The organism is uncultured Tenacibaculum sp. (assembly GCF_947494125.1).
In the GTDB taxonomy this organism is placed as follows: domain Bacteria; phylum Bacteroidota; class Bacteroidia; order Flavobacteriales; family Flavobacteriaceae; genus Polaribacter.
The window spans coordinates 279,390-291,374 of record NZ_CANLTU010000003.1 but is presented as its reverse complement, the minus strand read 5'-3'; the positions used below and the strand labels follow the sequence as shown (position 1 = coordinate 291,374).

Here is an 11,985-nt window from a genome sequence, read left to right as displayed (position 1 = left end):
GAGGTTTAGTTTTCGTGTTGTGGTTCGCTACAAGTATCAAATTGGTCTGGAGTTTTTCCACAAAAACCACATGCATCACCACTTTCATTTAATACTGGATTTTGGCTAGCGCAAGTTCCAGCAAATTCACCATCTTTTTTAGCCCAAATTTTAATAGCAATTCCAGCAAAGGCTAATGCTAATAATCCAATTGTAACAAAAACTAATTTCATTTTTTAAAAATTTAGTAATGCAAAGATACAAACTTCCTTGATTTTATAAATGGATATTGTGTAGTTTGTAAGTGTGTGACTTTTATTTTTTTAGGTGTCATAATTAATAATCAATTAATTAAAAAATAAGAAAATGAAAAAATATTTAGCTGAATTATTCGGAACATTTTGGTTAGTTTTTGGAGGATGTGGTAGCGCTATTTTTGCAGCAGGTTTCCCAGAACTAGGCATAGGGTTTATGGGGGTAGCCTTTGCTTTTGGTTTAACGGTATTAACTATGGCTTATGCAGTTGGTCATATTTCAGGAGGGCATTTTAATCCAGCAGTGTCATTGGGTTTATGGGCAGGAGGAAAGTTTTCATCAAAAGAGTTAATTCCTTATATAGCTTCTCAATTATTAGGAGCAATTTTAGCAGCGAGTTTTTTATTTTTAATTATTTCTAATAAAGAAGGATTTGAATCTATAGGAGGTTTTGCAGCTAATGGTTATGGAGCTTTATCACCAGGAGAGTATAACCTTACAGCAGCTTTTATTGCAGAATTTGTATTAACAATGTTCTTTTTATTAATTATTTTAGGAAGTACTAGTGAAAGAGCACCAAAAGGTTTTGCACCAATAGCTATAGGTCTAGGATTAACATTAATTCATTTAATAAGTATTCCAATAACAAATACTTCGGTAAATCCAGCTCGTTCTATGAGTCAAGCATTATTTGTAGGAGGAGAATATTTAACACAGTCTTGGTTGTTTTGGGTCGCTCCAATTGCTGGGGCAGTGGGAGCAGGATTTATTTATAAAATCTTATTTGGCAAAGAATAAATATTATCTACACATTGTGTACTATAAATAGATGCAAAGTTTATTGTGTCTATTTTTTTTTAAAATAAATTAATTTTAAACCTTTTGGAGTTATAAGGGTCTTAGTATAAGTGAGTGCATTTATAAATTTAAACCCCAAGAGATGAAATTAAATCAATTAATTAAAACATTATTAGTATTGTTTGCGCTATCAGGTGTATTATATGCGTGTAGTTCTAGTGATAATGTAGCTGAAGATATAGATAATTCTTCTGGAACAACTAATTATGATATTACACCAGTTTTATCAAAATTTGATGGGGTTTCAGGTGTTTCATATGCTATAAATGGAAATGTAGTAACCTTTACAACAAATAACTTACCAGATCATAAAAGTCCATATTGGGGAGCTGGAAATACAAATTATGAGGCATATAATGGTACAAATCCAAATTGGAATCAAAACCCAAATACAATTGCATCTCAGAATATTACTTTTCAAATACCATTAAACCCAACAGCTGCAGCAACAAAAACAGGAACGTCTTTAGGTCCAATGGGAATAGCATTAAATGGAGTTGCGTTTTATAACCAATATGCAGGGCCTAACAATCAGCCCTTAACTAATGAGATAAATTCTTTTGATCAATATTTAGGACATCCACAAAATACAGGGCAATATCATTACCATCAAGAGCCTATCTATATTACAGGACAAAAAGGAAAAGATGCTTTTTTAGGTTTGCTAGCTGATGGTTTTCCTGTATATGGACCAGAAGAAAATGGAGGGACAATTACTAGCGCAGATTTAGATGTATATCATGGACATACTACAGCAACAGCAGATTTTCCTAATGGGATTTATCATTATCATATAACTGCAGATGATCCTTATATAAATGGTAGTGCATTTTATGGTACACCAGGTAATATTACTCAATAATTGAAGAAAGTATTTTTTATATGGATATTAATTAGTTGTTTTTCTTGTGAAAAACAACAAGAGAAAGGAACATTAAGTATTCAATACTCTAATAAAAATATTGGATTGAAAAATGGAGTTTTATTTTATAAAGGAACTCCATTTTCAGGTATTCTAACTTCTTTTAATGAGGTTAATAAAACAAATGATATTGTCGGTTATTTAAACGGAAGAAAAGAAGGAGAGGAGTTAAAAAAGTATGTAAATGATATTGTGGCAGAGCAACGTTTTTATAAAAAAGGATTAAAAACAGGAATACATAAAGCTTGGTGGCAGGATGGTAGCCAAAAATTTTTATATCATTTTAATGAGAAAGGAGAATATAATGGAAATATTAAAATTTGGTATAAGAACGGACAGTTGTATAAGGATTTTAATTACGAGAATGGAAAAGAGAGCGGCAGTCAGAGAATGTGGGAAGGAGATGGAAAATTAAGAGCTAATTTTGTAACTAAAAACGGTGAGCGATTTGGGTTAATAGGATTAAAAAAATGTTATTCAGTAAATACAACAAATGAAGAGTATAAATAAACTTAAAAAAGTAATTTCATTATTAGCGCTAGTAGTATTGGTTATTTCTTGTAAAAAAGAAGCTAATGTGAATAAAGATATAACATTGCCGTTTTTTAATTCAGCTGAATTTACTCCAGAGTGGATTTCTGAAGATTCTTTAAAATATAATAAAATACATGCAATACCAGATTTTAGTTTGGTAAATCAAGACGGAAAGGAAATCACAAACAAATTTTATAAGGGGAAAATTTATGTTGCTGATTTCTTTTTTGTTTCTTGCCCAGGAATTTGTCCGATTCTGGAAAAGAACATGAGCAAACTTCAAGAGAAGTTTAAAAATGATGGAGATGTATTGTTATTATCGCATACAGTAATGCCTGTTAAAGATTCTGTACCTGTTTTAAAAAGATATGCAGTTGATAATGATATAGATTCTGAAAAATGGAATTTAGTAACTGGCGATAAAGAGCAAATTTATAACCTAGCTAGGAAGGCGTATTTTGCAGACGAGGATTTTGAAAAAACTCAAGATGAAAATGCTTTTATTCACACAGAAAATTTTGTACTAATAGATAAAAAAGGAAGAATACGTGGAGTTTATAACGGTACTTTAGGTTTAGATACAGAACGTTTAATTCGCCATATAGAAATTTTGAAAAAAGAAAGTTAAATTACATTTACTTCTATTTCTAAATTAATATCGAATTTATTCTTAATAGTGTTTTGGATTTCTTGAGCTAACTCGTAAATTTCTTTACCAGTAGCATCTCCATAGTTAACCAAAACTAAAGCTTGCTTTTCATGTATACCATATTCACCAAAACGTTTCCCTTTAAATCCACTTTGTTCAATTAACCATCCAGCAGGAACTTTAATTTCAGTGTCAGAAATTACGTAACTAGGAATATTAGGGTATTTACTTTGTAATTTATCAAAGTGTTCTTTTGAAATTACAGGATTTTTAAAAAAACTACCACTATTACCAATTTTTTTAGGGTCAGGTAATTTACTTTGACGAATAGCAATTACAGCATCTGAGACATCTTTTATAGTTGGATTTGTAATTTTTTTGGAAGTTAATTCTGTTTCAATAGCACCGTAAGAGGTATTTAGCTTGTGTTCGCTTTTTGTAAGTTGGAAGCTTACAGAAGTGATAATATACTTGCCTTTAGCCTCGTTTTTAAAAATAGAGTTTCTATAACCAAATTTACATTCAGTATTTGAGAATTCAATCAATTTACCTGTTTTAATATCTATAGCTTCAACACGGGTAATAGTGTCTTTAACTTCAACACCATAAGCACCAATGTTTTGAATAGGACAAGTACCAACGTTTCCAGGTATTAAAGATAAATTTTCTATACCTCCATAGTTTTGAGAAACACACCAAAGAACAAATTCATGCCAGTTTTCACCAGCATTAACAGTTAAATAAATATCATTATGATTTTCTCGATCAATTGAAATTCCTTTTAGATTTAAGTGAACAACTAGCTTTTCAATATTTTTAGTTAATAACATATTACTGCCGCCACTAATTAAAAAAATATCTTGTTCTTTTTTTAATAATTGTTGTAAACCGTATAGAGAATCAATAGATACAAAACGTTTAGCATTCACATGAATACCAAACGTATTGTATTTTTTTAATGATATATTTTCTTGAATATTCAATGTTATTTGTTGTATTGCTCTAAGGCAATTTTTAAAATTTCTACTGAACGTTTTAAATCTGTTTTGTTTAAAACATAAGCAATACGAACTTGATTTTTTCCTTCACCTTTGGTAGAATAAAAACCACTAGCAGGAGCAACCATAATAGTTTCGTTATTATGATTAAATTCTTCTAAAATCCATTGAGCAAAATCATCAGCATTAGTAACAGGTAATTCAGCAACACAATAAAAAGCTCCTTTTGGGTTGGCAACTTTTACGCCTTCAATTTTTTGCAATTCAGAAATAAGCGTATTTCTACGATCTTCATATTCTTCAATTACTTCATCAAAATAGCTTTGAGGAGTATCTAAAGCAGCTTCACTAGCTAATAAAGCATAGGTAGGAGGGCTTAAACGCGCTTGTGCAAATTTAATAGCTGTATTAATAAAAGCTTCATTTTTAGAAACAATACAACCAATTCTTGCACCACACATACTATAACGCTTAGAAACAGAATCAATCATAATTGCATTTTGTTCTAAACCTTCTAAGGTCATTACAGAATTGTGTTTTTCACCATCGTACGTAAATTCACGATAAACTTCATCAGCAATTAAAAATAAGTCGTGCTTTAAAACAATTTGTTTAAGTTTTTCAATCTCATCTTCACTATATAAGTATCCTGTTGGATTTCCAGGGTTACAAATTAAAATAGCTTTGGTTTTTGAAGTGATTAACTTTTCAAAATCTTCAATAGCAGGCAACGCAAAGTTGTCTTCTATTTTAGAAATTACAGGAACTACATTTACACCAGAAGCGGTTGAAAAACCGTTATAGTTTGCGTAAAAAGGCTCAGGAATAATAATTTCATCACCTGGATCTGTAATACTTCCAATGGTAAATAATAAAGCTTCAGAACCACCTGTAGTAGCAATGATATTATTAGCGTTTACATGAATATCATTTTTAGCATAGTAATTAGCTAATTTAGTTCTGTATTCTTCAGAACCTTCAGAACGAGCATAAGATAATACTTCAATCGTATTATTTTTAACAGCATCAAGGGCAACTTGAGGAGTTTTTATGTCTGGTTGACCAATGTTTAAATGATAAACTTTTGTTCCGTTCTTTTTAGCAGTTTCAGCAAAAGGTACCAATTTACGAATTGGTGACTGCGGCATAGAATTTCCTTTTATAGAAATAGATGGCATTGTAAATAGAATTAGTTATTTGTATGGCAAATTTGCAAAATAAAATTGATAAAATAAACTAGTTTCTTACGAAAATGAGAGGTTAAAAAAATCTTAAAAAAATGAAAATATGAACTGAAGGTTGTATATTTAAGATTAACCTTAAAACTTTCCCATTTGAAAATACGTATACTTTATATTATTTGCTTCTTTTTATGCTTATCAATTTATTCTCAAAAAAAATTTCATTTTTTAGGGAATAATGCTGATAAACAAGAGTTAACATTTGATTTGATAAATAATTTAATTATTATTCCACTAGAGATTAATGGACATCAGTTATCTTTTATATTAGATACTGGAGTAAATAAAACTATTTTATTTAATTTAACAAAGAGAGATAGTATAGGATTGAATAATGTTAAAAAAGTTTTTATAAGAGGGCTTGGAGATGGAGAACCTATTGAAGCGTTATTATCAAAAGGAAATCAATTTAGAGTTAAAAAATTGATGAGTTCAAATCAAGATTTGTATGTAATTTTAAAAGATGCCTTTAATTTATCGGCAAAAATGGGAACTACTATACATGGTATTATAGGTTATGATTTGTTAAAGGATGTAATAGTTAAAATAAATTATAATACTAAACGAATTGTTTTTTACAATCCTAAAACATATAAGAGCCGAAAATGTAGAAAATGTGAAGTCTTTCCATTGCAATTTTATCGAAAAAAACCATATATAAATGTAGGAGCAAGAATTGATACTGTAAATAATATAGTGACTCCTTTAAAATTATTGATTGATACTGGTGGTAGTGATGCAATGTGGCTATTTGAAGGTACCAAAGAAATGATAAGAACACCTATAAAGCATTTTAAAGATATATTAGGTGAAGGTATTAGTGGTACTATTTACGGAAATAGAAGTAAAATTCCTTCAGTATCAATAGGGAAGTTTATATTAAAAGAGCCTACAGTATCTTTTTTAGATTCATCATCAACATTTAATGCACGTCAATTTAAAGAAAGAAATGGAAGTATAGGAGGCAATATTTTAAAACGCTTTAAAATTTGGATCGATTATCCGAATAAAAAAATCTCTTTAAAAAAGAATGCATCATTAAAAAGTGGATTTTACTATAACATGAGTGGTTTACATGTTATTTATGATGGACAAGAATTAGTTAAAGAAAAGGCAATAACAAGAATGTTAGATTCTCGTAGCGATGGAAATCAATCATCAAATAATATAATTTCATTTGTAAATACTTATAATTACCGGTTTAAACCTAAATTTAAAGTAGATAAAGTGGTTATAGGTTCACCAGCATATAAGGCAGGTATTTTAAAAGATGATGTTATAGTGGCTATTAATAATAAACCAGCTCATGAATTTAAATTAGAAGAAATAATAACTCTTTTTCAAACAAAACCAAATAGAAGAATGAAAATAAAGGTTAAAAGAGGAATAACTAACCTTAAATTTGAATTTAGATTAGAAAAAAGAATATAAAAAAATCCTCTCCAATTTGGAGAGGATTTTTTTATATTAAATGAAAGTTGTATAATTATTCACTATCACTCATCATGCTTTTTTCTTTAGCAGGAGCAGCTTTCTTAGAAACAAAACCTTTAATCTTAAGCATTGTTCTAGATTTCTTAGCGTTAGAAATTACTGTAATAGCTTTTGAAAAACCTCCTGGTCTTTTAGTATCGTAAGAAACTTCGATTTGCCCTTTTTGACCTGGCATAATTGGAGCTTCAGGTTTTTTAGGAACAGTACAACCACAAGTTGACTTTATATCTTTAATAATTAAAGGAGCGTCACCAACATTGGTAAACTCAAATGTACGCTTTCCTTCAGATCCAATAGCTACTTTACCGTAGTCAATAGTTTCACTTTCAAATTTAAATTCTTGAGCATTTACTGTTAACGTAATAAAACAAACAGCTAGGAATGATAAAATTGTTTTCATAATTGATAAAATTAATTTAGGGGTTTAAACCGTTACAAATTTAGTATTATTTTTTTAGTACCAAAAAAACCAACATCATATTTTCTGTACCTCATAGATAGTTGTATTTTTGCTTTCTAAATTTCAAAAATAATGCCAAAGACTGAGTATTAGATAATAATTGGTCATAAAGATATACAAATATATGAATATTCCATCAAAATATAATTCAAAAGAGGTAGAAGGAAAGTGGTACGATTACTGGATGCAACACAATTATTTCCATTCGGAAGTAGATGATAGAGAGCCATATACAATTGTAATACCACCACCGAATGTAACAGGAGTATTACATATGGGGCATATGTTAAACAATACAATTCAAGATGTATTAATACGTCGTGCTCGTTTACAAGGCAAAAATGCATGTTGGGTTCCAGGAACAGATCATGCATCAATTGCAACAGAAGCAAAGGTTGTAGCGAAGTTAAAAGAACAAGGAATTGATAAAAATGATTTAACTCGTGAGGAGTTTTTAGCATACGCATGGGAGTGGAAACATGAATATGGGGGAATAATTTTAGAGCAATTAAAAAAGTTAGGAGCTTCTTGTGATTGGGAACGTACAGCTTTTACTATGGATCCAGCCTTGTCTGAATCAGTAATAAAAGTATTTGTTGATTTATACAACAAAGGATTAATTTATCGAGGTTATAGAATGGTAAATTGGGATCCAGAAGCAAAAACTACCTTATCAGATGAAGAAGTAATTCATGTTGAAAAACAAGGGAACCTTTATTATTTAGAATATAAAATTGAAGGATCTTATGAAAAATTAACAATTGCAACAACACGTCCAGAAACTATTTTTGGAGATACGGCAATTTGTATTAACCCGAATGATGAGCGTTTTACCCATTTAAAAGGTAAAAAAGCTATAGTTCCTATATGTAATAGAGTAATTCCTATTATAGAAGATGAATATGTTGATGTAGAGTTTGGTACTGGATGTTTAAAAGTAACACCAGCTCATGATGAAAATGACAAGGTTTTAGGAGATAAGCATAAGTTAGAAGTAATTGATATTTTTAATGAAGATGCATCTTTAAATTCTTTTGGATTACATTATAAAGGAAAAGATCGTTTTGTAGCTCGTAAAGAAATTACAAAAGAATTAGAAGAAAACGGAGTTTTAGTAAAAACAGAAGTTCATACAAATAAGGTAGGAACTTCAGAAAGAACAAAAGCTGTTATTGAACCAAGATTATCAGATCAATGGTTCTTAAAAATGGAAGATTTAGTTAAGCCAGCTATTGAAGCTGTATTAGGAGAAGATAGCGACGTTAAATTATATCCAAAGAAGTTTGAAAATACCTATCGTCATTGGATGGAAAATATTCGCGATTGGAATATTTCTCGTCAATTATGGTGGGGACAACAAATTCCTGCATTTTTCTATGGAGATGGTAAAGAAGATTTTGTAGTTGCAGAGAATATTGAAGATGCTTTAGTTTTAGCGAAAGAAAAAACTAAAAATGCAGAACTAACAATTAACGATTTAAAGCAAGATGAAGATGCTTTAGATACTTGGTTCTCTTCTTGGTTATGGCCAATGTCTGTTTTTGATGGAATTAACAATCCAGAAAATGAGGAAATTAAATATTACTATCCAACAAACGATTTAGTTACAGGTCCAGATATCTTATTTTTCTGGGTAGCTCGTATGATTATTGCAGGATATGAGTATAAAGATGAACGACCATTTGAAAATGTATACTTAACAGGCTTAGTACGTGATAAGCAACGTAGAAAAATGTCTAAATCGTTAGGGAATTCACCGGATGCATTAAAATTAATAGAAGATTATGGTGCAGATGGAGTTCGTGTTGGATTACTATTAAGTTCTGCGGCTGGTAACGATTTAATGTTTGATGAAGATTTATGCCAGCAAGGAAAAGGGTTTTCTAATAAAATTTGGAATGCTTTCCGTTTAGTAAAAGGTTGGGAAGTAGATGCTTCTTTAGAGCAACCGGAAGCTGCTAAAATTGGATTAGAATGGTATAATGCGAAGTTTCAAACAATATTGGCAGAAATAGAAGATCATTTTTCTAAATATCGTTTATCGGATGCATTAATGGCAATTTATAAACTAATCAATGATGATTTTTCTTCATGGTTATTAGAAGCGGTAAAGCCAGGGTATCAACAACCAATTGATAAAAAAACATTTGATGCGATAATTGCTGTTTTTGAAGATAATTTAAAAGTATTACATCCGTTTATGCCTTTCTTATCAGAAGAAGTATGGCAGCATATAACAGAAAGAACTCCAGAAGAAGCTTTAATTATAGCAAAATACCCTGAGGTTAAAAAAGTTGATACAACAATCATTAGTCAGTTTGAATTTGCTACGGATGTTGTTTCTGGTATTAGAACGATTAGAAAAAATAAAAACATTTCGTTTAAAGAAGCAGTAGAATTGTTTGTTGTAAATAATGAAAATTTCACAAAAGATTTTGATGTTGTAGTTCAAAAATTAACCAATGCTTCGGTTATTAATTATGTTTCAGAAAAGGTTGAAGGAGCTTCGTTTAGAGTAAAATCAAATGAATATTTTATACCAATATCTGTTGAAAATATAGATGTAGAGGCAGAAACAGAGAAGTTAAAAGCAGAGTTAAAAAGAGCTGAAGGTTTCTTATTTGGAATTCAAAAGAAATTATCTAATGAGCGTTTTGTAAGTAATGCACCAGAACAAGTAATAACTTTAGAACGGAAAAAAGAATCAGACACTTTAGCTAAAATAGAAACCATTAAATCGAGTTTAGCTTCGTTAAAGTAAGAAGATTTTAAAATAAAATATTAAGCTCCCATTTGGGAGCTTTTTTTTAAAAAAAAATCTGTAGTCTTGTGTTGAAAAAGAAATAAATATTGCTATGAATAAATATAAAATTACTTCGCGCTTTTTATTTCTATAATTAAAAATAAACTTATTACAATGAAAAAAACAATACTAGGAGTTTTGTTGCTAATGTTATGTACTAACATTAAGGCACAACAAGATAATGAAGTTAATACCCGATTTAAAATTAAGGACAATACAAGTTCAATTGAATTAGGCCAGTGGGATGGTTCTAGAAACAGAATTGAATCTGTAGGAAGAAAGCTTTTTTTAACCTCTTATACAGGAGGGATTTCTTTTGGTAATAGTGGAACTGAGCAAATTGTGATGAATAATGCTGGTTATTTTGGGATAGGAGTTACTAATCCAGATACCCAATTACATATTAGAGCAGCAGAGTTGGGAGCTATAAGTAATGATAGGTCAATTTTAGCTAAGTTTGAAGGAAATGTAGTGGGTAATTTTTCAAAGTTTCAAATTTTAAATAAGAGAAATACAAATGGTACTACATGGTTTAATACATCTGTAAGGTTACAAAGAGTAGTTGATGCTACACCTCAAGGGTTTATTGATTTTGGTATTGAGGATAAAACATCAAATAATGGATTAGCTTTTGGAACAAGAAATGGTTATGCAGGAACTCAACAAACAAGGATGGTTATTGGAGATAATGGTAACGTAGGTATAGGAACAACTTCTCCTGGAGCTAAATTACAAATTTCTGGAGAAGATTCAGACAGGATAATTTTGTCAAATAAAACAGTGAATTTTAATTTAAATAGCCCAAAGCTTTCTCTGTTTGGATATTCAAACGGAACTCAAATAACAGGACCGTCGTTACAAAAAATTAATATAGGTGGTTATGGACGAGGAAGATTAGCTATATTTCAGCATGGAGGAGCAGATTATACTTCAGAAGAAGAAGTAATGAGTATCCTTCCAAATGGTTATGTTGGAATAGGAACAATAGATCCATCTTCAAAACTAACAGTAGGAGGAGATTTAAGAATTGGAGAAGGTAACGTATATAAAGATGTAGTTTTAAAAACTGGAGCAGCTATTACAGGATACAACGGTGTTTTTGAAATAGCACCTAAAACAATACCAGGAAGTGGTATTGCTCAACATGTTACTTATTTTAAAAATGCAGCTCAACCAAACGGAAAAACAGTTCATAGTTTAGTTGTGGATGGTAATGTAGGAATTGGAACAACAGATACTAAAGGTTTTAAACTAGGGGTAAATGGTAAAATTGCAACTACAGAGGTTAAGGTAGCTACTTATGCGAATTGGGCAGATTTTGTGTTTGAAAAAGAATATAATTTACAAACGTTAAATGAGGTTGAAAAACATATTAAAGAAAAAGGACATTTAAAAGATATACCAAGTGCTGCAGAAGTAAAAAAAGAAGGTTTCTTTTTAGGAGAAATGGATGCTAAGTTATTACAGAAAATAGAAGAGTTAACCTTGTATACAATTCAACAGGAAAAGAAGATTAAAGCACAAGAGGAGAAAATGAATTTACAGGATAAAAAAATTAAAAAACAAGAGGGAGAATTAAAGTCTTTGAAGGATTTGTCTAACAGATTGTCTAAAATAGAAGCAAGATTAAATACTAAATAAAACAATAATTATTTTGTTAATAAGAGAGTTCTAAATGGGAACTCTTTTTTTGTTTTTAAATGTATATTTGTATTTAAAAAGAAATAAATTTTGCTAGGTAATTAAAGGATTTTTCGTGTTTTTATTTCTTCTTAATTTATAAATTTTTTAA

General features: G+C 30.0%; 11 protein-coding genes. 7 read left to right on the top strand and 4 right to left on the bottom strand.

Annotated elements, in window-relative coordinates; all coding sequences use genetic code 11:
• Positions 1-5: 5 nt before the first annotated feature.
• Entirely contained in the window at positions 6-212 is a 207-nt protein-coding gene (locus tag Q0881_RS08075) for a membrane or secreted protein (RefSeq protein ID WP_299158729.1), read from the bottom strand.
• A 133-nt stretch (positions 213-345) separates the two neighbouring features.
• Between Q0881_RS08075 and aqpZ the strand changes: the two genes are divergently transcribed.
• The 4 genes from aqpZ (at position 346) to Q0881_RS08055 (ending at position 3,176) form a co-directional block, all read left to right on the top strand.
• On the top strand, positions 346-1,032 hold the full coding sequence (gene aqpZ / locus Q0881_RS08070) for an aquaporin Z (protein WP_299158726.1): 687 nt from the start codon (positions 346-348) through the stop codon (positions 1,030-1,032).
• A 142-nt stretch (positions 1,033-1,174) separates the two neighbouring features.
• Positions 1,175-1,954 (top strand): YHYH protein, encoded by a 780-nt coding sequence (locus Q0881_RS08065; protein ID WP_299158723.1) that lies wholly within the window; start codon positions 1,175-1,177, stop codon positions 1,952-1,954.
• Positions 1,955-2,524: a hypothetical protein gene (locus tag Q0881_RS08060; RefSeq protein WP_299158720.1), complete on the top strand. Its 570-nt coding sequence runs from the start codon at positions 1,955-1,957 to the stop codon at positions 2,522-2,524.
• The gene (locus tag Q0881_RS08055; RefSeq protein WP_299158717.1) at positions 2,508-3,176 is read left to right on the top strand and encodes an SCO family protein; all 669 of its coding nucleotides are present in this window, start codon (positions 2,508-2,510) and stop codon (positions 3,174-3,176) included. Before Q0881_RS08060 ends, Q0881_RS08055 begins: the two co-directional genes overlap by 17 nt.
• On the opposite strand, the gene murB is transcribed toward Q0881_RS08055, so the two are convergent.
• Together murB and Q0881_RS08045 are read right to left on the bottom strand one after the other, a co-directional pair.
• Complete coding sequence (gene murB / locus Q0881_RS08050) at positions 3,173-4,180, bottom strand: UDP-N-acetylmuramate dehydrogenase (protein WP_299158714.1); 1,008 nt, start codon at positions 4,178-4,180, stop codon at positions 3,173-3,175. The genes Q0881_RS08055 and murB overlap by 4 nt on opposite strands.
• A gap of 2 nt (positions 4,181-4,182) precedes the next feature.
• On the bottom strand, positions 4,183-5,373 hold the full coding sequence (locus Q0881_RS08045) for a pyridoxal phosphate-dependent aminotransferase (RefSeq protein WP_299158711.1): 1,191 nt from the start codon (positions 5,371-5,373) through the stop codon (positions 4,183-4,185).
• A gap of 156 nt (positions 5,374-5,529) precedes the next feature.
• Here Q0881_RS08045 and Q0881_RS08040 point away from each other — a divergent pair, with 156 nt between their 5' ends.
• On the top strand, positions 5,530-6,867 hold the full coding sequence (locus tag Q0881_RS08040) for an aspartyl protease family protein (RefSeq protein WP_299158708.1): 1,338 nt from the start codon (positions 5,530-5,532) through the stop codon (positions 6,865-6,867).
• Between the two features lie 55 nt (positions 6,868-6,922).
• Here the strand turns inward: Q0881_RS08040 and Q0881_RS08035 are convergent, their stop codons facing one another.
• Complete coding sequence (locus Q0881_RS08035) at positions 6,923-7,330, bottom strand: DUF1573 domain-containing protein (protein ID WP_299158706.1); 408 nt, start codon at positions 7,328-7,330, stop codon at positions 6,923-6,925.
• Between the two features lie 184 nt (positions 7,331-7,514).
• Between Q0881_RS08035 and Q0881_RS08030 the strand changes: the two genes are divergently transcribed.
• Together Q0881_RS08030 and Q0881_RS08025 are read left to right on the top strand one after the other, a co-directional pair.
• Positions 7,515-10,151, top strand: a complete 2,637-nt coding sequence (locus tag Q0881_RS08030) for a valine--tRNA ligase (protein WP_299158704.1) — start codon at positions 7,515-7,517, stop codon at positions 10,149-10,151.
• Between the two features lie 156 nt (positions 10,152-10,307).
• Positions 10,308-11,834 carry a hypothetical protein gene (locus Q0881_RS08025; RefSeq protein WP_299158702.1) on the top strand — a complete coding sequence of 509 codons (1,527 nt, stop codon included), beginning with the start codon at positions 10,308-10,310 and terminating at the stop codon, positions 11,832-11,834.
• Positions 11,835-11,985 lie beyond the last annotated feature (151 nt).